Below are 21,153 nucleotides of genomic sequence, written 5' to 3'. Positions count from 1 at the left end.
AACATTTTTCTTCGCAATCAAGCCCTTATAAGTCCTGGGGTTTAATTCCTGCCATCCCAATCAGGGGATCAATCGCCTGCTCAGCAATCAGGGCGGCGGTCAATATCCGGGGTCCCGACGAGGAGTCGGCTGCTGAATCTGGCACTATCTCCTTATCAGCTACCGCAAGGGAATCATCCTTTGCCACTGCCGCCGGTTTTTCCGGCTTCGTTAGCTGCCACTTCTCCCGCAGCCGATTCAGCAGGGTCGTCTGTCGGTTTGTCCCCACATTGTGAACGGCCAACGCCATTGCCTGGGCTTCCCCCAGCAAGACCAGCTTATCGGCTGCCCGCGTGATTGCCGTATATACTAGGTTCCGTTGGAGCATCCGGCTGAATTGCCGGACGACCGGCATTAAAACCATCTTAAACTGACTCCCCTGCGATTTATGAATCGAAATAGCGTAGGCCAGCTGAATCTGGTTCCACTCCATCCGGTGATAATTAACCTCGTTTCCATCAAAGTCAATCGTAATTGTTGCCCCCTTGGCGCCCTTCTTAGTCTCAATAGCAGTGATTTGGCCAATATCCCCGTTAAAAACATTATTTTCGGGACTATTGACCAGCTGCAGGACCTTGTCACCAACCCGGAAAACCTGACCACGAAACTCTATTTCCTGCTTAGCCTTGGTCGGCGGGTTATAAACTGCTTGGGCTAGCTCATTCAGATTATCTACCCCGGCCGCTCCCCGGTACATTGGTGCTAGGATCTGAACATCCTGGGCAGTATATCCTCGCTGTCGGCTTAGTTTAATAATTTGTTCCACCACGTCCGGGACCTGCCAGGCCTGGCAAGGGATAAACGACCGGTCAGCTTTTTTCGCCATCAGGTCGGCTGGTACCCGGCCATCCTTGACGGCGTGTGCCAGTGGAATAATGGTGGAGTCAGCGGCTTGCCGGTGGATGTTTGTCAGTTCCACCTTTGGCAGCTCGGTAAAAGCCAGAAGATCGTAAAAGACCTGTCCAGGCCCAACCGACGGCAACTGATCCTTGTCCCCCACCAGCACCACATGCATTGCGGTGGGAACTGCCTGAACGAGGGTTTTGAAGAGTAAAGTATCGACCATCGACATTTCATCGACAATCAGCAATGAACCCTTTAAATCCCGCGCGTTAATATCCGTTGGCAATTCACGGCCGTTTAAGCCGAGTAAACGGTGAATCGTACTGGCAGGCAGGTCGGTAGCCTCACTCATCCGCTTAGCTGCCCGGCCAGTCGGCGCTGCCAATAGCACTGGGAAGGGTTTATCGCGGTAATCGTCAATCTCCAGTGAAAGTTGGTGAACCTTGGCGTAGCACTCCACGATTCCCCTAATAATCGTGGTTTTACCGGTACCCGGTCCCCCAGTCAACAGCATGACCTTATTATTAAGTGCCGTTTCAATTGCCCGGACCTGCACCTGGTCATACTTAATCCCGGTTTCCTCCTCTACCCGGCTCAGGGTCTTTTGAATCGTTTCCGCGGGAACTGCGCTCTCCTTCGCCTTTACCAGCCGGTCTAAGTGGTCCGCAATTTGGTATTCTGCCTTGTAGAGGGCCGTTGGGTAAAGTCGCTCGTCGTCATAGCTAATCTGGTGCTGCTTTTCCATCGCCACAATCTGATCAGCAATCACCGGAGCGGCGACCTGACCGTTACGGCCATCGTTAAGCAGGCGCTGAGCGCTTACCAGCAGCGGCTTTGCACTGGTATAAGTATCACCAGTTGCCATCGTGAGGTCATCCAACGACTGAATAATGGCCGCCCTAATCCGCCGGGAGTCATCTCCAGCAATGCCTAACTTAGCGGCCACCTGATCAGCCCGCTTGAAGCTGATCCCATCGATTTCCACCGCTAGCTGGTACGGATTTTCACTGATAATATGGAGGGCATCCTCGCCGTAGTGGTCAACAATTGTACTAATCAGGTTGCTGCCGAAGCCGTAATCGTTAAGGCCAATAATCACTTGGTCCAAGCCCTGGTTAGCCTGGAGGTTATCGATAATTGACTTTTTCACCGCGGAACGCAGCTTCAACCCGTCTAAGACATGCGGGTCCGCGCTAATCTTATCAATTGCTCCCGTCCCGAGGGCATCAACTATCTTCTCCGCCGTTTTTTGGCCAACCCCCGGGAACTGTTTTCCTGCCAGAAATTCTACCAGTCCTGTCCGACTGGTCGGTTGGTTGACATGGTAGGAACTTGCCTGAAACTGCTGACCGTAGCGAGGGTGTTCCACCAGTTGGCCCTCAAAGCAGTACGTCTGGTCGTCGCTAAGGTCACCAAAGCTGCCCGTTACCGTAATTTCGCCCTCTGACCAGTCAAAATTAGCATCTTCGATCGACACCACCAGGACCTTAAAAAAGGAATCCGGACTCGAAAAGATTTCCGACTGAACCTGACCAACAAAAAAAGACGGCTCCGTTGGCGTCTTAAATAGGTCCATCTCAGTTGCCATTGAAGTCATCCTTTCCAATCTATTTCTTTTTCGTTGCTTGCAAGGTCTTTTCGATCTCTGCCAGGCGCTGCTCACTCTTCTTGTAATAAGCAGGGTCAAGCTGCTGTGCCTGGGTCAGGTAGTCCTGATAGGGCTCCCCCAAGACCATTGCCACGATGCCCCGGTTAAACTGGGTATCTGCCCGTCCAGGATGGCGCTGTAAGATTACGTCATAGTACTTCTTAGCCGCAGTGAATTCGCCGAGAGCCAGCAGGGAATCCCCTAAGACCTGGTTGATGGCTGGGTCAGCTGGGCGTAGTTCATGGGCTGTTACCCCATAGGCCACTGCCTGCTTATACTGCCCCTTCTTCATATAGCTCTGGGCCAGCATTAAGTAGGAATCCGCCTTAATCTTGGGGTCCCCAATCTTGTTGTAGAGTTTGATTGCCGCGTCAGTCTTGCCAACCTCGTAGTAAAGGTTCCCAAGGCCGTAGTTCAACAGGTCAATCGCTGCCTGGTCCTTCTTAGCTTCGAAGATCCCCAGGGCCTTCATGAATAATTCTTCGGCCTGTTGGTAGTCATTTAACCGGGTCAGCAAAGAGCCCAGATCGTAATAGTTATTGACCTTCTCAGGATGTTCGTCAATTGCGCGGATCAGCTTGTGAACCAGTTTTTCGGTTTCCCGTTTTTGCTTTGCTTGAAATTCTTCGTTATTCATCACAATCACCTCATTAAATGGTATCGGTTGGGTCCAGTCTTGTCTTGTGCAAATAGGAAGTATCATTCCAGCACTCCAGCTCGAAGTGCTCTGCGTCACTGGTCGACAAGATAGTCGTGGAAGTATTGCTCAAGCCACCACGGTCTTTCAGGTGCGGCAACGGCGTCCCAATCAGGGCGTTGATCGTAGCGTTCAGAGCCGCGCCGTGTGACACCACCAGGATGTTAGCAGCAGGGTTGAGCCGGCAATACTCCTTGATTGCGGAACCGACCCGGGTAATTACCTGAGCAAAGCTCTCGCTCCCGGTTACCCGTTCGTCATACTGGTCCGGGTGATGACGGAAGTTATGGAGCGCTTCCGGCCACTTCTCCGCTACATCCGCGAAGTGCATCCCCTCCATTTTCCCGAGGTTGAACTCCATTAACCGGCTGTCAATAGTCAGCCGAACTGGCTGTTCCAACCGGTCGAGCAGCTTTTGGGCGGTCACCCGTGCCCGCTTCAACGGACTAGCATAGGCATGGGCAAACCGTACATCCCGCAGAGAATCCGCCAGCAGGTTGATTTCCTGGTAGCTAGTCGCCAGCAAGGGCGAATCACCGTGCGCCCCCTGGTAGCGCGACTCAAGGTTCCATTCAGTTTTTCCATGACGAATCAAGTACACTTTTGTCATTATCTATCGCAGACCTTTTTAATTAATATCTTACCAGAAAAAATTATAATTGTTCACTCTTGTTTTTTCGAATATGTATGCCGGGAGGAAAACGGGCAGCCCTGACAGTTCTGCCCCGCTGTTCTCCCCAGTAATATGTTGCTAATGGCTATACGTACTGTAATTGCCGGTCAGCGTTATAAGCCCGGTCGATAATGGCGCTCCCTAGGCACTCCTGACCGTCGTAAAAGACCACTGCCTGTCCCGGAGTGATTGCCCGTGCCGGGTCATCAAAGGTCACCGTCACCATTTGGTCGTCATCAGCGATCTTAACGGTGACACCGACATCCTTTTGCCGGTAGCGGAACTTGGCTGTACAGTGAAATTCCCGCCCGTAGCGGCTCACTACGTCGTCAACCCAGTGAATGTCGCTGGCTTCCAGGTGGGTCGCGTACAGGTGCTCATTATGGTAACCCTGGCCAACGTAAAGGACGTTCTTTTCAATGTCCTTGCCGATGACAAACCAGGGCTCGTTGCTCTCCTTGTTGCCGCCAAGGCCGAGACCCCGCCGCTGGCCAATGGTGTAGTACATCAGGCCCATGTGCTGGCCGACAACCTTGCCATCGACGGTTTCCATGTTGCCCGGCTGGGCAGGAATATACTGGCTCAAGAACTCGCGGAAGTGCCCATCTTCACCGATAAAGCAAATTCCAACAGAATCCTTCTTTTCAGCAGTTGCCAGACCGGCTTCCTTAGCAATCTCCCGAATTTGCGGCTTAGTGTAGTTTGCCAACGGGAAAAGAACCTTGTCCAACTGGTGGTAGTCGAGTTGGCTCAAGAAGTAGGTTTGGTCCTTGTGCTGGTCAGCGGCCCGCATCAGGTGCATCCGGCCATCCGCGTCCCGCTTGAGGTCGGCGTAATGCCCCGTCGCCACATAGTCCGCTCCTAGTTGGTTGGCGTACTCGATAAAGGCCTTGAACTTAATTTCCTTGTTGCAAATCACATCGGGGTTAGGTGTCCGCCCCTTCTTATACTCGGCAATGAAGTACTTGAAGACCCGGTCCCAATACTCCTTCTCAAAGTTCACGGAGTAATAAGGAATCCCAATCTTCGCGGCTACCTTGGCAACATCCTTGTAGTCCTCGGTTGCCGTACAGACACCGTTTTCGTCGGTATCATCCCAGTTCTTCATGAAAACACCGATCACGTCATAGCCCTGACGCTTCAACAGCAGGGCGGTCACTGAGGAATCCACCCCGCCGCTCATGCCGACAACAACACGCGTGTGGCTGTGGTCAGTCATTATTTATCACCATCATTTCAAATAGATTCTGGAATAATCTACGATTGAAGGTCGCATGCATCCAGTATTGCCTATTGTACCAAAGTCCACCAGTCGCTGCACAGATTTTAATCCGTCCGCGTACTAATGAAGACCTTTCTTTTGAGCATTTCATCTAAAATAAAGTGATACTGTTCGACAAATTCTGCTGCCCGCTGGTGGGTAAAGATGTTAATCCGCCGGGCACCATTGCCCGTCACGGTCTCCATCTTAAAGCCCGTCAGGTCAGCGTTAATTAAAATACGCAGACGGGCAACCGGCTTAAAGGGGTTGTCAGTGTCAAGGCTCCCCTTGTATTCAAAGTTGCCCCGCCGGGTTTCCTCAAAGCCCAGGTCGGTCAGCGTATACTTCTTTACTTCTGGACTTAACGTATAGGTATCCTGTTCACCCGGTAAGCGAACGCTCTTAGTAAATTCCATCCTAGTCAGCCTCCTTTGCCTGCTTGAGTTGGTTAACAATCTTGACAATTGCCGCAATCAGCTTATCAACGTCCTCTTCGGTATTGAGGGCGCCAAAGCTGATTCGGATGGACTCGCTAATCCGGGGACTATCCGCTCCAAACATTGCCGTTAACACATGGGAAGGTTCGATGCTTCCGGCGGTACATGCCGAGCCACCGGAAACGGCAATACCAGCCAGATCGAGGTCGGTCTGCATGATGTAGGTGGAAATTCCCTTGAACCAGATATTCAAGATTTGGTTGAGGTTATCCGGCTTGATTTCACCGTTAACCGCAAAGTCAATCCCGTTTTCGGTCAGTCCCTGGACAATTTTCTGCTTGAAGTGGTAGAACCGCTCCCGCCGGGCCTGTTTCTCCTCAGGACTGTCAATAGTGACCGCCTTGGCAAAGGCCGCCACCGCTGGCACGTTTTCCGTCCCGGCTCGCCGTTTGGTTTCCTGGTCGCCACCCTTGAGGTAGCTCGGGAAGTTGATGCCATCCCGCCGGTAGAGGAAGCCCATCATCTTCGGTCCGTTAAGCTTATGGGCCGAAGTTGACAGGAGGTCGATGTGGTCCCGTTTGACGTCAATCGGCAGCAGGCCATAGGTTTGCACCGCGTCCGTGTGGAACCAGGCCTCGTGGTCCTTTAAGATTTCACCAATTTCGTGAATCGGCATCCGGCTGCCCACTTCGTTGTTACCTGACATGATTGTAACCAGGATCGTATCGTCACGCAGGGCTGCCTTGAATTCATCCAGTGAAATATTCCCGTTCTCGTCGACGGGCAGGTAGGTGACCTCAAAACCCTGTTCTTCCAGATAATGCAGGGGTTTGAGCACGGCCTCGTGTTCAATGGCGGTGGTGATGATGTGCTTACCCAAATTTTGCCGGGTCATGGCCGTCTGAATAATCGCGGTGTTATCACCCTCGGTTCCCCCGCTGGTCAGGACAATTTCGTTATCATCAGCGTTGATGCTTTGGGCTAAGACGTGCCGGCTATTTTCCAGTACTAATTTAGCTTCCCGACCATAGGAATAACCCGTGGAGGCATTCCCCCAGCTCTCCTTCATCTGGGTGGTCATCTCATCGATTACGGCCGGCGTCATCGGCGTCGTGGCCGCATTATCCAAGTATATCTCCTTCATCAGTCCCGTTCCTTTCTCTAAGCTGCAAGGTCCTTAAAAAGCTGCAGCAGCATTGCCGCCGACCGCTTGCCGGCCTCGATGATAAACTCGTCAAAGCTGACTCCGGCCTCTTCATCCCCGGTGTCGGACATTGCCCGGACCACCACGTACGGTACCTGGTGGTCAGTGGCTACCTGACCGACCGCGGCCCCTTCCATTTCACTGGAGAGGGCATCTGGGAAGTGGGCTAAGATTTGTTTGATGGCGTCTTGACTGGCGATGAACTGGTCACCGGAAACAATCAGGCCCTGCTTGACCGTCAAGCCAGTCTGCTCACCAGCCTTGGCGAGGGCGTCCCCCCACTTCTTTGAGGCGGCAAAACTGGGTTCCTTGCCTGGCAACTGACCGTACTGGTAGTCAAAGGCCGTCGCGTCAACGTCGTGATAGGCCGTTGCCGTGGAAATTACGACATCCCCCACGTGAAGACCATCGCCAATGCCGCCAGCAGAGCCAGAGTTAATTACCACGTCGGCGCCGCAATCGGTAATGAGGTGTTCAGTGGTGATTCCGGCTTCGACCTTGCCAATTCCAGATTCGACCAGCACCACGTCTTGGCCGCTGATCTGACCAAAGTAGTAGTCCTTGCCACCAATCTGCTTCGTACTTTCGTTCGTTAATTGCGCCTTCAGTTCCTTAATTTCTTCTGGCATCGCGCAGATAATTCCAAATCGCATTTTTCCACTCCTCTTTAACCTACAAAAAATAAAATTAAGTACACAGCAATAATCGCCGCTAGTAGGGCGACGATTGCAATATTTAGTTTTCTCCTTAGCACCGCCGTTTTCTGTTCAGCGGTCAGCTGCTGGTGCTCGCTTGCAAACTGCCGCCGGCCCATCTCCGGTGAGTCCTGAAGAGGCGGCTCAGTATCTGCTGGGCGGGCACTTGTCCCCTGGCGCTGCTGACGAGCAAGCTGTTCACGGTATTCACGCCGGGACAGTGGTTGCTCATCAAAGGACTGTTTGTTATCTGCCATCATTGTTCATCCCCCGCCAGTAGTAAATTGCCATAATAGTCTTAGCGTCTTCAATCTCGCCCCGGTCGATCATCGCCAGGGCCTGGTCTAAGGTCACCATTTGCAAGGCGAGCTGTTCATCGGCATCCTGGGGCAGTTCGTGGTCGACCGGCCGCAAACCGGTTGCTAAGTAAAGGGTCATATATTCGTCCATACAGCCCACCGAAGTGTAGAAGCCGGAGAGCTTAGTCAGGCTTGCTGCTTGATAACGGGTCTCCTCATTCAATTCGCGAACGGCAGCATGGTCAGCACTCGCCTGGTCGCGTGAATCAACCTTGCCAGCAGGGATTTCCAAGGTGGTTTTCGCAATGGGCGCCCGCCACTGTTTCTCCAGCAGCATCTGGTGGTCATCGGTTAGCGCTAGTAAAGCTACGGCCGGCGCATGGTGGACAATCTCCCGCTGGGCCAGTTGCCCGTGCGGCGTCTGAACCTGCTGAACCTCCACTTCAATCAAGTGGCCCTTAAAAACCGTCTTGCTGCTAACCGGCTTTTCTTCAAACTGCATCCTCTTTCCTCCTTAGTGTAGAATCCGGACATGGGCCGCCTGGGGTCCCCGCCTGCCCTGCACAATTACCAGGGAAACCCGGTCGTCGGGATGAAGAACTCGCCGGTGCTGGCCCTCGATCCCGCTATAATGAACAAAGATTTCGCCTTCGTGGGGCACAGTAATAAATCCCCAGCCCTTTTGCTCATCAAAGCTCTTTACCTTACCTTCAAGCATGTTTTCACCTACTAAATAAAATACCAAGCAACAAGCGTCACTTGGTATTTTACACCGCCAGAATTTTTCTGTCATCGATTGACCACTATCTGGCTTTGATTATAAATAAATTTTACTTTTCGAGCCCTTCTTCGACCGTCTCAGGGAAGTTGTCCCGGACAATCTTCGCACACCGGGCACAGAGCATCGGGTAGGCGTCGTCACTACCGACGTCTTCCTTGACCATCCGGCAGCGTGCACAAGTTTCGCCGACAGCAGGGGAAACCTTGACGGCCACCCCATCGTCGTACTTAGCCGCATCCGCTGGTGCCTCTGCCAGTGGGTGAATGTGCAATGAGGAAACACCCAGTAGCAGGGCTACGTCCTCATCCAGGTCCGTCAACAGCTGTTGCTGCTGGTCACTGAGGTAGAGGTCCACCTGGGCTTCCAGGGACTTCCCAATTTGCTTAGCGTTCCGGGCCTCTTCCAACCCCTTCAGGACGTGTGAACGAACGTCCATGAACCGGTCCCACTGTTCCAGCAGTTCCGCTTCGTTGGCGAAGGTTTGGGGATCAGGAATTTCGGTCAGCTGAACAAAGTCTTCTGGTTCGTCCATGTATTCCCATACTTCTTCGGTCGTGTGCGGCAGAATTGGTGTCAGCAGCTTGACCATCGTCAACAGGATGTTGTAGAAGACCGTCTGCATGGAGCGACGGGCATGGGAGTCCGCTGGTTCGATGTACAGGACATCCTTGGCCAGGTTCATGTAGAAGGCGGACAAGTCGTTGTTGACAAAGTTGATTAGGAGCTTGTAAGCATCCAGAAAGTCGTAATTGTCAAAGTCGGCCCGCATTTCTTTCAAGAAGTGGTTGAGTTTAACCAGCATGTACTGGTCGACACTGTTCAGCTTCTCGTAGGAAACCGTGTCATCGGTCGGCTTGAAGTCGCCGGTGTTTGCCAAGAGGAAGCGGAAGGTGTTCCGCAGCTTCCGGTAGGCTTCGGAAATCTGTTGGAAGGTTCCCATGGAAACCCGGACGTCGGCGGAGGTATCAGCACTCATGACCCAGAGGCGGATAATTTCGGCCCCCATCTGCTTAACTACCTTGTTCGGGTCGATGACATTCCCCATCGACTTCGACATCTTCTTCCCCTTCTTGTCGAGGGTAAAGCCTTGGGAAACGATTCCCTTGTATGGAGCCTTGCCGGAGCAAACCACACTGGTGATCAGGCTGGAGTTAAACCAACCACGATACTGGTCGGAACCTTCTAGGTAGAGATCGGCTGGGTAGGTCAGGTAGTCCCGTTCGGCCAATACCCCCTGGTGGGAAGAACCAGAATCGAACCACACGTCCATGATGTCGGTTTCCTTGGTGAACTTCCCGTGTGGTGAGTGTTCGTTGGTGTATCCTTCTGGCAAGAGGTCCTTAGCATCACGGTCAAACCAGACGTTCGAACCGTACTTAGCGAAGAGGTCGGCCACGTGGTTGATGGTCTCCTCTTCCATGATTGGCGTACCATCCTCGGCATAGAAGACTGGGAGTGGCACACCCCAAACCCGCTGCCGGGAAATTACCCAGTCGCCACGGTCCTTGATCATGTTACGCAGCCGCGTCTTCCCCCAGGACGGCTGGTAGTTAACTTCTTCCAGCGCGTCAAGGATGTCCTGGCGCATCTTGTCGATGGAAACGAACCACTGGTCGGTCGCCCGGAAGATGATTGGTTTCTTAGTCCGCCAGTCAAATGGGTAGGAGTGCTTTAGCGGTTCTTCCAGGAGCAGGGAACCCGCTTCTTCCAGATTCTTCAGGGAGATGTCATCGGCATCCTGGTAGAAGACGCCATCGAAGTCGGCCCCGTTTTCCTTAGTCAGAACCCCCTGGTCAGTGATCGGTGCAAAGATTGGCAGGTTGTGTTCCAAACCGAAGTGGTAGTCATCGTCACCATAGCCGGGCGCCGTGTGGACCAGACCAGTCCCGGCATCGGCCGTAACGTAGTCCGCGGTTCCCACGAGAATGTCGCGGTCAATGTACGGGTGCTTGGTAACCATCCCGTCCAGGTCATTCCCGGAAAGGTGCTTAACCACTTCAAAGTCTTCCCAGCCCAGTTTGTCAGCCACGCCGTCGAGCAGGTCGGTAGCGACAACGAATTGACGGTCATCATTAGCCGGCTTCACCACGGAGTAGTCAAACTTACCGTTAACGGCTACGGCTTCCGAAGCAGGAACGGTCCACGGGGTCGTCGTCCAGACAACCAGGTAGGTGTTGTCATCAAGGATGCCCTTGCCATCCTTGACCTGTTCCGCAAAGAAAGCCGTCTTAGCAACAACATCATGGTATTCAACTTCGGCTTCGGCCAGTGCAGATTCCGAAGACCATGACCAGTAAACCGGCTTCTTCGCCTGATAGAGCAGCCCCTTCTTGGCAAATTCGCCAAAGACCCGGATTTGCGCCGCTTCAAATTCCTTATCCAGGGTTAAGTACGGGTGATCCCATTCACCGCTGACCCCCAGCCGCTTGAAGTCAGTCCGTTGCTTGTCAACTTGTTCCAGGGCGTACTTGCGACAGAGGTCCCGGAATTCAGACGTTGACATCTTCTTCCGGTCGTAACCGGACTTAGTCAGCTGGTGTTCGATTGGCAGGCCGTGGGTATCCCAGCCGGGAACGTACGGTGCCCGGTAGCCGGACATCGACTTGTAGCGGACGATGAAGTCCTTAGAAATCTTGTTCATCGCGTGGCCGATGTGAATGTTCCCGTTAGCGTATGGCGGGCCATCGTGAAGCACGAATGATGGCTTCCCCTCGTTTAACTTTTGCCGCAACTGGTAGACTTGGTTTTCTTCCCACAGCTGTTCACGCTGTGCTTCGGTTACCGGCAGCTTCCCCCGCATGGGAAACTTGGTCCGGCCCAGGTTTAACGTATCTTTTACCCGCATGGTATCGACTCCTTTCTCGTTCATGACTACTATTACCCTAATAAAAAAGCTCCGCCCCTAGATAGGGACGAAGCAATTCGTGGTACCACCCATTTTCGAGGCCCAACTGGTGGGTCTCCTCATGTCATTGAATAACGGTAATGGGCCGGCCAGCCTACTGACTTCAGCTTAGCACTCAGAGATGATCAGGAATACCGGGTAACCGTCAGTCTTCCACTATCCACTGACTCGCTGTGGTACCGTACCGGGATTCCACTTCTCTTCAACATTTTATTAGCGTAATTTCGTCGTTATCCTAGTTCTTCCTCTGGTCACTATCTGGAAAGACAACTACGGTCTCACCCGCATCAGCAACCGGTTGACCCGCTTCTGGTGTAGCAGTAGCTGGTTCAGCTCCCGCAGCCGGTTGTTCGACTGCTGGCTGCTGGGCCATTGCCGCCTGATCTTGATCAGCTTCGGAACTAATTGCTGTTGATTCTACACTTTCCGAGGAATCATTGTCAAGGTTCTTCCCCAAGATCTTCTGAATTTCGTTATACTGGTCTAAGTCTTCGTCGGCCAGTAGTTTATCCCATTCATCACTTTTGACAACCTCAAGTTGAGATTCCAGCATTACCTGGAGCCGTTGCCGGAAGATCCGGGTCTGCTTCTTCAAATCATTAGTTTCGGTCGTCAACTTGCGAGTTTCTTCCGTACTGCGTTCAACCACCTGGTTAGCCTTCTCGTTGGCTTCGGAAACAATATCGGTTGCCTGCTTTTGGGCCTCACGAATCATAATATCCGCTTCCCGCTTGGCATTATTCTTGACCTTGTCCGCTGCTTCCTGGGCAACCAGGATCGACTTATTCAGTGAATCCTTGAGTTCGCTAAAGTACTTTAGCTTGCCTTCGTCAGCCTTGACGGTTTCTTTGAGGGCGTGGTTTTCTTCCGTTAATTCCTGAACGGTCTGAGCGACCGTAGCCATAAATTGTTGAACCTCGTTCTGGTTGTAACCCCGCATCTTGGTTGAAAACTCTTGCTTATTGATTTGTTCGACAGTTAACCCCATTATTATTCCTCCATTTTATGCATGAACCACAGATAAACTTACTCTTTCCTTGCCCTTGCGCGTTACGCCCCGGGCTTCATCTAAGCGGATCCGGCCGCCATGCCGAACCGAAATCAGGTCGTGAACCACCACTTGCTCGTCCGGCCGGTCAACTTCTTCCCAGTTTAGACGCACCTGCCCGTGTTCGACCAGCTGCTTGGCCCGGTTGCGCGAATAGTTAAAGCCCGCGGCCACCACCGCATCCAAGCGAAGCGATGAAACGGTCGTGGTCAGGGGCTCCCAATCCTCGACCGGGTGAAGAACGTTGGCCGCTTCTACCGGCTGCCACTTAATCTTGGCCCGGCCGATATGGCTAACATTTGCCCGTAAATACTTGGCCATTGCGGTAGTCACCACAACCTGCCAGCGGCCCTGGTCACCCAGGATATCGCCAAAGGCGGCCCGCTCTAATCCTTCGCCAATTAAGGTTCCCATAATTTGCCGGTGGTGAAGCTCGGTAAACTTAGTCGGGTAGTTGATTTCTAACACCCTGAGCTCAAAATCGGCCGTGGTCGGTTGGTAGTAGGTCGGGTAAAAGAGGATCCGCTGCATTTCAGCACCAGCCCAGCCCCCGGCACTCGCCATTTTGACCTCATCCGCCGCGTTCACCATCGTCCGTGCGATATAGCGCTGCCGCGGATTTAAAAATGATGTTAAGACGGGGCGATATTGACCACTAGCCGTACTAATCCAGTCCGCAACCTGGTCAATAAAGGCCCCCTCGTTCGGCCGAAAGTGTTGTTTAATGTTCTCTTCCATGTGCTAATCCTATACACCAAACAGGTGTCCCAAGGCTGTAATCCCGTTTTGCACGAGGTACAGCACGAAAATCGCGACCACCGGTGAGAAGCTAATCCCACCCAGGGGTGGAATAAAGTCAAACCAGTGCATATACGGTTCTACCAGGCGGTTGATGATTTCGCCCAGCCGCGTTCCCCGCGCATTCGGAAACCAGGACAAGAGACACCAAATCACGATTACCCAAATATAGGCGTTGATAAGGGTGTTAAGCACCCCAAGTACAAACAGCATTCGCCCTTCTCCTTAGTCGTTAAAGTGGTCGCTCTCGGCCTTCAGGTTGCTCGAGAGGTTGCCGGAAACTTCAAAGTTATTCGGCGCACACAGGAAAATTTCTTTCCCGATTCGCTTCATTTCACCTTTGATTGCAAACACGGTTCCGTTCAGGAAGTCAACCATCCGTGCCGCCGCCTTGGGATCCATCTGGGTAAAGTTGACGACGATTGCCCGGTCTGCAAGCAGTTGGGAAGCAATCTGCTTCACGTCCGCGTACATCCGTGGCTCGTACAGGGAAATCTTGCTGGTTGTTTGTCCAGCCCGGTTTGCCTGGCCCTCACTGAAGGACACTACCTTATTGTTTCCCTGGTGATTAGCTGGCTGGGGATTTTCGTAGTATTCATCCTGCTGTTCCAGGTCGTCGTCACCAAATAAGCTCTTCAAAAAGTTTGCTGCCATTGTGCTTTCTCCCTCCTAATTACAAAAAAGGGGCGTAATCTAACCACTCGTTAAACCACTCCCCCTTTGCATATTAACTATTTCCGCCGATTCTTAAAGAATGGTGGGGTTGATAAGTTAGCATCATCACTGTCATCTGAATTAGCAGTATCATCATTAAAAACGTTAAATTCAGGCTTATCAACGTGTGAAAACTGGTTATCAACGTTCTCGTTAGCGTTGTTGTTAACGTCTGCCGTTGGGTCATTCCAGCCGTCAAACGGGTCATTGGCCGGCTTGCTATCAGCACTTTCCTGCCGGCTGCTTGGTGCTGCCTGCTGTTGTGGTGCTGGATGACTAGCTTGGGCAGTTGGCCGGGCTGGACTCGTCTTTGGCTTATCGATTCCAGTAGCGATAACCGTTACCCGGACCTCGTCACCCATGTTCTTATCTAAGGACATCCCGAAGGAAATATCAACGTTGGTCCCGGCTGCCTGCTTGATAACGTCGGACGCTTCCTGAGCCTCGTACATTGCCATGTCTTCGCTCCCGGTAATGTCCATCAGGACGTGCTGAGCACCGTCAATCGACAGTTCCAGCAATGGTGAGGAGATGGCCTTCTTGGTCGCTTCCGTCGCCCGGTTTTCACCAGTGGAGGAACCAACCCCCATCAGTGCGGCTCCCTGGTTGGACATCAAGGTCTTGATATCAGCGAAGTCCAAGTTGATGTACCCAGGGGTAACAATCAAATCAGAAATCCCCTGAACACCTTGACGGAGGACATTATCGGCTTCCTTGAAGGCTTCCATCATCGGGGTCTTCTTGTCAATCATCTCTAGCAGACGGTTGTTGGCAACAATAATCAGGGTATCAACGTTGGACTTCAGTTTATCCAACCCTTCGATAGCAAACTTGCCCCGGCGTGGGCCTTCAAAGGAGAAGGGCCGGGTAACAACCCCGACGGTCAAAGCCCCACTGTCTTTAGCCAGCTTGGCAACTACTGGGGCGGCACCCGTACCGGTACCACCACCCATTCCGGCGGTGATAAATACCATATCGGCACCTTCGAGGACCTTCTTAATCGCCTCTTCACTCTCCTGAGCGGCCTTTTCACCTACTTCTGGGTTAGAACCAGCTCCTAGTCCCTTAGTCAGCTTAGGTCCCAACTGAATCTTGGTAGATGCCTTTGAACTGTTCAGGGCTTGCAAATCGGTATTGGCAACGATAAAGTCAACCCCCTGCACCTTTTCAGTAATCATCCGGTTAACTGCGTTGCCGCCACCGCCGCCGACACCGATTACCTTAATCCGTGCACCAGCAAATTCGTTCTCCATCGTACTTGTCTCGTTGTCCATAGAATCTTTCCTCCGTCAAATTAGTCGAATAGGTTATCAAACATACCCTTGAGTTTATTGCCAAATGAATGCTTATTTTCCTTTGGTTCTGCCGACCGTTTCTTTCTGGAACGGCCCTCCCCAGAACGCTGCCGTGGCTGATTGGACCACTGGTGAACCAACTGACGGTTATTGTTCTCCGCTGCCGGTTCTTCCCTTGGACTTTCTATTATATCAGGTTGTTGAATCGTTTGCTTTATTAACTTATCAACATCCGATAGCTGATTTTCGTACATCGCAAGCGCCAAGCCAGTCGCGTAGCCTGGATGCCGAATCCCCATCTGCTCCGGCGAGTATACCTTGATGCTGCCAGCAAAGTATTCCTGGGCAAGTTCCTTTACACCAGGCATCGCCGCGCCACCACCAATGATGGTCACACCACCGGGCAGCTCAGGAGCATGAATTGCTTGCAGACGTTGGTGAACTCGTTCAAAAATCTGCCGCATCCGCGCTTCAATTACTTCTGTCAGGTACTCCTCGGTGAATTGTTCAGGTTCGTTTTTGCCGACAACGTTAACGTTGATGTTGGCATCCGCGTCCGCCAAACTATGGTCTGCATAACCATGGTTTAGTTTCAGCTTCTCAGCATTCTTGAGTGAGGTGTTAAGAACAGTGGAAATGTCCTTGGTCACGTATTGACCACCCTCCGGATCGACGAAGGTGTACTTGAGCTGGTGGTCATGGATAATACTGGTCGTCGTTTGACCGCCGCCCAGGTCGATAACCACCGTCCCAAAGTCCTGTTCCCCATCATTAAGGAGGTTAAAGTCAGTGGCAATCGGTGCAATCACAAAATCCTTGATCTCATAGCCGGCTCGTTGGACCGCCTTCTTAGTGTTGTGGAGGATCGTCTTAGGACCGGTATAGAGGGTCGCCTTCATTTCCAAACGAACACTCACCATCCCCCGCGGGTCCTTGATTCCGCCAAAACCGTCGACTGAGAACTCTGTCGGCACGAGGTCTAAGACGGTGCGCTCCGGTGGAATATTTTGCGTTAACGTTTCCTTAGCAACGTCGATCACATCCCGGTTCACTATTTCCCGTGACTGGCCCTGGGCTGCGATTGTGATCATCCCGTGTACCTTTTGCATCCGCAGGTAGTTAGCCGGTAAGCCCACAATCAGTTTTTTAATAGTCAGATTTGATTTTTCCTCGGCTTGAGCAACCGCTTGTGAAATCGCGTGGGCAGTTTTATCAATATCAACAATTACGCCGTGATTTAGTCCGGTAGAGGGTGCAATCCCTACGCCTACGACCTTTAACTGGCCCTTTACATTCTCGCAAACCAGTGCCTTAATCGAGGTGCTTCCAATATCTAACCCGACAAATACTTCTGAATTATCCATCTGAACGGCACCCTCCTAAAAGCAGCAATTATACTTAATTAAAAAAATTGTATTTTATTTACATCTAAAGTTGATTTTACCATATCTTTGCTCGTTCAAAAACGCTTTTTCTGAAAATCACTGTTCACGTGATTTGTAACTGTACGAAAACGCCCCAACTTGCAGGTCAACTACGCCCGGTTCCTTCATCGTCGCCGCAATTGCGGGATAGTAAGCCATTTTCTTACCAACCGTGGTTAAGTTTGCGTAAACGGTGTTCCCATCACGCATATAGATCACGAGGCGGTTAGGCGCGTTCTTCTGCGGTTGGTAGCACACCGTGGAAATCCCGTTGCGGACCACCGGTTTCAGCCGGCCAAGCTGGATGGCCGTCGTCGTTAACTTTTGACGGTGGTGGTCAAAGGATTGGTACTGAATCTTGCCCTGGTCACCCTTAGCAGCTTTAAGCTGCCCGTTTGCCAGAACATTATAGTCCCGCTGACCAATTTCGACCGTCCCCACGATTGGATTTTCGCGAACCGTGATTTGGACGGCTCGTGGGCCGCAGAGCTGATAACTGACCTTGGCAACCTGAGGATTCCGCCGATTAGCCTGCTGGCTCGCAGAATGCTGGGACAGCATCACTCCCCAAATATAGCGGCCCGGCTGAACCCGGGTTGCTTGTTCAACCGCGGCTGCACTGAGGTCGTGGTTGCTCTTAACCGTCACCCGGTCAACCTTGCTCAGGGGAGAAATCACGTACAGCATCAAAAGCAGCACCCCACCAAAAAGGAGGATCAGCTTCAACACCCGCTCACCGTTGGTCAGGTACCGGTAAATTTTGATTCCCCGGTTCTTATGACCGATTCGCTCTTGCGGCTGACTTGGCTGAACGGTCTGCGCGCGCCGTTCTTCCACTTCCGACAAGCGCTGTGAGTAACGCTGGTGTTCATCAGAAAACAAATCTTTTCGTGCCACGGCTGAACCTCCCCTCCGTTTTAATGGTGTTCATCAATCGCGTGGTGGAGAACCTTAATCAAATGGTCCGCCGCATCCGGCTTCCCCAGCTGTTTAGCAGCGCTGGCCATTTCACCCCGCAATTCGTTATTCTCCATGATCTTATCCGCCTGCACCAGGAGCGTGCGGGCATCCAGGTGGTCCTCGGTGATCATCACCGCCGCGTTTTTCCGAACCAGTGCCTGAGCATTTTTAACCTGGTGGTTAGCAGTCACGTACGGGCTCGGGATCAAAATGGTGGGAACTCCCAGAGCAGTTACTTCAGCAATGGTCGTTGCCCCCGCCCGAGAAACAAGCGCTGCCACCTTCGGCATCTTTGCGGGCATGTCCTTGATATACGGGACAACTTTGACGTTATCACCAATCTCCACGTCCGCTAATTCCTGTTTGATGTGGTCGTAGCGCTTCTGTCCAGTTGCAAAAATCACCTGGTACTGACGGTGGTTAAATTCCGGGATTGCATCCACAACCGTTTGGTTAATCTTGGGTGCCCCCTGGCTGCCGCCAAAAATCATCAGCGTTGGCACATCATCCTTCAGGCCATACGTTGACCAGGAAAAGTCGCTGTCCACCTGAGCAGCCACTTGCTGGGCCCGCGGGTTGCCGACCATCGTCACCTTATCAGCCGGGAATTGGGCCCGGGCCGCTTCAAAAGCAATCGCAATCTGGTCCACATAGCGACTCAGAAACTTATTGGTGATTCCCACCACACTGTTTTGCTCGTGGATTACCGTCGGAACATGGTGCTTAGCAGCCGCGTACAATACCGCGCCGCTGACGTAGCCCCCGGTTCCTAGAACCACGTCCGGTTTAAAATCCCGAATAATCTTTTTGGACCGGTGAACCGAGTTGAGGAAGAGGTATACCGTCTTCAAATTCTCCAACGAAAGAGAACGCTTAAAGCCCTGCATTTTCATTGTCTCTAGCTTGATCCCGGCATCCGGGACAATCTTGTTTTCCAGTCCCCGGGTGGTCCCAACGTAGAGGACCTCAGTATCCGGTTCAACTTGTTTCAAGCGTTCAATCAAGGCTAAGGCTGGGTAGATATGACCACCAGTCCCGCCACCAGAAACTAATAACCGCATTAATCTTTCTCCTTTTCACCCGTTAATTTTTCAACTGCTTCGATAAACCGGTCCCCCCGCACTTCAAAGCTCGGGAATTGATCCCAGCTGGCGTTGGCCGGGGAGAGGAGGATCACATCGCCTGGTTCGCTGATTTTCCATGCTTCTGGTACCGCCGTCACGGCATTTTCACTCTCAATTATCGTTGGAATGCCAGCCTGCTCGGCGGCGTCCTTCATCTTGTCCTTGCATTGTCCAAAGACGATAATGCCCTTGACGTGCGCCTTAAAGTACGGTACCAGCCGCTCAAAGGTGTAGCCCCGGTCAAGGCCCCCTGCCAGGAGGATCACTGGTTGGTCAAACCCTTGCAAGGCAACCTCGGTTGCTTCGATATCGGTCGATTTTGAATCGTTATAGAAGCGCCGCCCCTGATAGTCCAACACATACTGGAGACGGTGGCGCACCCCGCTAAAGGTAGTTAAGACGCTAATGATATCTTCGTTGCTGACCCCGCTTAGCTTAGCAGCTGCAATGGCTGCCAGAGCGTTTTCCACGTTTTGGGGGCCAATCAGGCGGATATCACGGGCCGCCATAATCCGTTCCCCCCGCCAATAGATGGCGCCATCTTCCTCATAGGCACCGGCATGACTCTTGCCCTGCCGGGAGAAGGGTACCACCGTCGCCCGGGTCCGGCGGGCAATTTCTTGCCACTCGTCCCGGTCCCAGTTCATGATGAGAAAGTCGTCCGGGGTCTGGTTGCGGGTAATGTTTAGCTTAGCATTAATGTAATTTTCCCGGGTTTTGTGGTAGTCCAGGTGGTTAGAAAAAATATTGGTAATGATAGCGATATGGGGGTGAATCGTCGGTGCCCCCAGCAGCTGGAAACTGGAAAGCTCCGTCACCAGTGTGTCTTCTGGGCCGAGTTCTTCTGCGACCTTGCTGAAGGATACGCCGATGTTGCCGGCATACTTGACATTATGGGTCGAGCTCTTTGCCAGCATCAACTGGGTCAGGGTTGTCGTGGTCGTCTTACCGTTGCTCCCGGTCACGCTGACCAGGTGGCCAGCAAAGATTTCCCAGCCCAGCTCAGCTTCAGTGATAATTGGCGTGCCCTTTTCCACGAACTTGGCCACCAGGGGGTTATCGTACGGGATTCCCGGGTTCTTAACTACAACGGCAAAATCGCGGTCGGCCAAACTTAACGGGTTGCTCCCGGTAATTACCTCAATCCCGTCATCCTCCAAGCCAGCAACCACTGCTGGATTCTGGGGTGTCTTCATGTCATTGGCGGTTACGTGCGCCCCGAGTTTAACCAGCAGATGGGCGGCGTTGAGGCCACTAATCCCGAAGCCAATCACCAATACGTTTTTTCCTTGATACTTCGTAATCTCTTTCATGCTCCTCGAACCTTTCCTCGACAACTTATACCAGAATAATCGTTGCTACCGCAATAATGGCAGCAAACAGACCAACGCTCCAGAAAACAATGTCAATTTTCCACTCGCTCCAGCCGCACATCTCAAAGTGGTGGTGGATCGGGCTCATCTTAAAGATACGCTTCCCGGTGAGCTTGAAGGAGGCCACCTGGAGCATTACACTGGCCGTTTCACAAACGTAGACGATCCCGATGACCAGCAGTGACCACTCATGGTGCAAGAGGAGGGAAACGGCCGCCAGCGAGGCCCCGATTGCTAAGGAACCCATGTCCCCCATGAAGATTTTGGCCGGCTTATGGTTATAGGGGAAGAAGCCAGCCAGGGTCCCAACCATTGCCAGACAGAAGAGCGCCACCTCGGTGTAGCCGCCCCAGAGGGCAATGATAAAGTAGGCTAAGAAGGAAATAATCCCGAGCCCATTGACCAAGCCATCAAGTCCGTCGGTCAGGTTAACCGCATTGGAAAAGCCAACAATCCAAAAGATGATAAAGAGGCCGTAGAGCCAGCCGTACTGGTTATTACCGAAGCCCATTTGGTAACCCTCGTGCTGGTAGATCACGGTGAAGACCATCGCCGCGATGACCTGGCACAGGGCCTTTTGCCAAGCCTTAAAGCCCTCGTTTTGGTGGTGGAAAATCTTAATACTGTCATCCCACATCCCAATCAGGCCGTACACGATCAAGACAAAGAGCAGTGCCCACAAGGTATTGCTAAGCACTCCCTGCCAGGCCGCTACCCATAAGACGGTAACGACTGCCGAGATGATGAAGAGCAGGCCCCCCATCGTTGGGGTTCCCGCCTTTTTAGCGTGCCACTTAGGACCTTCCTCCCGGATTTGCTGGCCCTCCTTTTTGGCACGGAAATACCGAATCAAGCTCGGCATAAGCAAAAAGGTAATAAGAAATGAACTGATTAACGTTAAAATGACTGCCGCAATGTGCATTATTTTCCTCCTG

General features: G+C 52.4%; 21 protein-coding genes. All 21 read right to left on the bottom strand.

The window, feature by feature from the left end:
• Nucleotides 1-25: 25 nt before the first annotated feature.
• Nucleotides 26-2,470, bottom strand: coding sequence for an SF1B family DNA helicase RecD2 (gene recD2 / locus N4599_RS00365; protein ID WP_260900580.1), 2,445 nt, complete (start codon nucleotides 2,468-2,470; stop codon nucleotides 26-28).
• A gap of 19 nt (nucleotides 2,471-2,489) precedes the next feature.
• On the bottom strand, nucleotides 2,490-3,167 hold the full coding sequence (locus tag N4599_RS00360) for a tetratricopeptide repeat protein (RefSeq protein WP_260900573.1): 678 nt from the start codon (nucleotides 3,165-3,167) through the stop codon (nucleotides 2,490-2,492).
• A 13-nt stretch (nucleotides 3,168-3,180) separates the two neighbouring features.
• The gene (locus N4599_RS00355) at nucleotides 3,181-3,837 is read right to left on the bottom strand and encodes a histidine phosphatase family protein (RefSeq protein WP_003712679.1); all 657 of its coding nucleotides are present in this window, start codon (nucleotides 3,835-3,837) and stop codon (nucleotides 3,181-3,183) included.
• Nucleotides 3,838-3,985: 148 nt separating this feature from the next.
• Nucleotides 3,986-5,119, bottom strand: a complete 1,134-nt coding sequence (gene mnmA / locus N4599_RS00350) for a tRNA 2-thiouridine(34) synthase MnmA (RefSeq protein WP_062812958.1) — start codon at nucleotides 5,117-5,119, stop codon at nucleotides 3,986-3,988.
• 107 nt (nucleotides 5,120-5,226) lie between these two features.
• Nucleotides 5,227-5,577: a DUF1831 domain-containing protein gene (locus N4599_RS00345; protein ID WP_191363403.1), complete on the bottom strand. Its 351-nt coding sequence runs from the start codon at nucleotides 5,575-5,577 to the stop codon at nucleotides 5,227-5,229.
• Nucleotide 5,578: 1 nt separating this feature from the next.
• Nucleotides 5,579-6,742 carry a cysteine desulfurase family protein gene (locus N4599_RS00340; protein WP_260900544.1) on the bottom strand — a complete coding sequence of 388 codons (1,164 nt, stop codon included), beginning with the start codon at nucleotides 6,740-6,742 and terminating at the stop codon, nucleotides 5,579-5,581.
• Nucleotides 6,743-6,759: 17 nt separating this feature from the next.
• Nucleotides 6,760-7,455: a 5'-methylthioadenosine/adenosylhomocysteine nucleosidase gene (locus N4599_RS00335; RefSeq protein ID WP_260900530.1), complete on the bottom strand. Its 696-nt coding sequence runs from the start codon at nucleotides 7,453-7,455 to the stop codon at nucleotides 6,760-6,762.
• A 14-nt stretch (nucleotides 7,456-7,469) separates the two neighbouring features.
• Nucleotides 7,470-7,757 (bottom strand): hypothetical protein, encoded by a 288-nt coding sequence (locus N4599_RS00330; protein WP_260900525.1) that lies wholly within the window; start codon nucleotides 7,755-7,757, stop codon nucleotides 7,470-7,472.
• Nucleotides 7,744-8,298 carry an NUDIX hydrolase gene (locus tag N4599_RS00325; protein WP_062812962.1) on the bottom strand — a complete coding sequence of 185 codons (555 nt, stop codon included), beginning with the start codon at nucleotides 8,296-8,298 and terminating at the stop codon, nucleotides 7,744-7,746. The genes N4599_RS00330 and N4599_RS00325 overlap by 14 nt, the downstream gene beginning before the upstream one ends.
• A 12-nt stretch (nucleotides 8,299-8,310) precedes the next feature.
• Nucleotides 8,311-8,514: a cold-shock protein gene (locus N4599_RS00320; protein ID WP_003715291.1), complete on the bottom strand. Its 204-nt coding sequence runs from the start codon at nucleotides 8,512-8,514 to the stop codon at nucleotides 8,311-8,313.
• Between the two features lie 112 nt (nucleotides 8,515-8,626).
• Nucleotides 8,627-11,422: an isoleucine--tRNA ligase gene (gene ileS / locus N4599_RS00315; RefSeq protein ID WP_260900506.1), complete on the bottom strand. Its 2,796-nt coding sequence runs from the start codon at nucleotides 11,420-11,422 to the stop codon at nucleotides 8,627-8,629.
• A 295-nt stretch (nucleotides 11,423-11,717) separates the two neighbouring features.
• A complete protein-coding gene (locus tag N4599_RS00310) occupies nucleotides 11,718-12,470 on the bottom strand; it encodes a DivIVA domain-containing protein (protein ID WP_260900498.1) in 753 nt (250 codons plus the stop codon).
• A 15-nt stretch (nucleotides 12,471-12,485) separates the two neighbouring features.
• The gene (locus N4599_RS00305; protein WP_260900488.1) at nucleotides 12,486-13,268 is read right to left on the bottom strand and encodes a YlmH family RNA-binding protein; all 783 of its coding nucleotides are present in this window, start codon (nucleotides 13,266-13,268) and stop codon (nucleotides 12,486-12,488) included.
• Nucleotides 13,269-13,277: 9 nt separating this feature from the next.
• Nucleotides 13,278-13,541: a YggT family protein gene (locus N4599_RS00300; RefSeq protein ID WP_003712655.1), complete on the bottom strand. Its 264-nt coding sequence runs from the start codon at nucleotides 13,539-13,541 to the stop codon at nucleotides 13,278-13,280.
• A 12-nt stretch (nucleotides 13,542-13,553) separates the two neighbouring features.
• A complete protein-coding gene (locus N4599_RS00295; protein ID WP_260900471.1) occupies nucleotides 13,554-13,982 on the bottom strand; it encodes a cell division protein SepF in 429 nt (142 codons plus the stop codon).
• A gap of 77 nt (nucleotides 13,983-14,059) precedes the next feature.
• Entirely contained in the window at nucleotides 14,060-15,316 is a 1,257-nt protein-coding gene (gene ftsZ, locus N4599_RS00290; RefSeq protein WP_056984617.1) for a cell division protein FtsZ, read from the bottom strand.
• A 20-nt stretch (nucleotides 15,317-15,336) separates the two neighbouring features.
• Complete coding sequence (gene ftsA / locus N4599_RS00285) at nucleotides 15,337-16,701, bottom strand: cell division protein FtsA (RefSeq protein ID WP_194176229.1); 1,365 nt, start codon at nucleotides 16,699-16,701, stop codon at nucleotides 15,337-15,339.
• Nucleotides 16,702-16,818: 117 nt separating this feature from the next.
• The gene (locus N4599_RS00280; RefSeq protein WP_062812969.1) at nucleotides 16,819-17,658 is read right to left on the bottom strand and encodes a cell division protein FtsQ/DivIB; all 840 of its coding nucleotides are present in this window, start codon (nucleotides 17,656-17,658) and stop codon (nucleotides 16,819-16,821) included.
• Nucleotides 17,659-17,678: 20 nt separating this feature from the next.
• Nucleotides 17,679-18,782, bottom strand: coding sequence for an undecaprenyldiphospho-muramoylpentapeptide beta-N-acetylglucosaminyltransferase (gene murG, locus N4599_RS00275; protein ID WP_062812970.1), 1,104 nt, complete (start codon nucleotides 18,780-18,782; stop codon nucleotides 17,679-17,681).
• Nucleotides 18,782-20,158, bottom strand: coding sequence for a UDP-N-acetylmuramoyl-L-alanine--D-glutamate ligase (gene murD, locus N4599_RS00270; protein ID WP_260900450.1), 1,377 nt, complete (start codon nucleotides 20,156-20,158; stop codon nucleotides 18,782-18,784). Before murD ends, murG begins: the two co-directional genes overlap by 1 nt.
• Before the next feature lie 25 nt (nucleotides 20,159-20,183).
• The gene (mraY, locus tag N4599_RS00265) at nucleotides 20,184-21,140 is read right to left on the bottom strand and encodes a phospho-N-acetylmuramoyl-pentapeptide-transferase (RefSeq protein ID WP_062812972.1); all 957 of its coding nucleotides are present in this window, start codon (nucleotides 21,138-21,140) and stop codon (nucleotides 20,184-20,186) included.
• Between the last annotated feature and the right edge of the window lie 13 nt (nucleotides 21,141-21,153).

Source organism: Limosilactobacillus oris, assembly GCF_025311495.1.
Taxonomy (GTDB): Bacteria; Bacillota; Bacilli; order Lactobacillales; family Lactobacillaceae; genus Limosilactobacillus; species Limosilactobacillus oris_A.
This window is presented reverse-complemented; position numbering and strand designations above follow the sequence as displayed.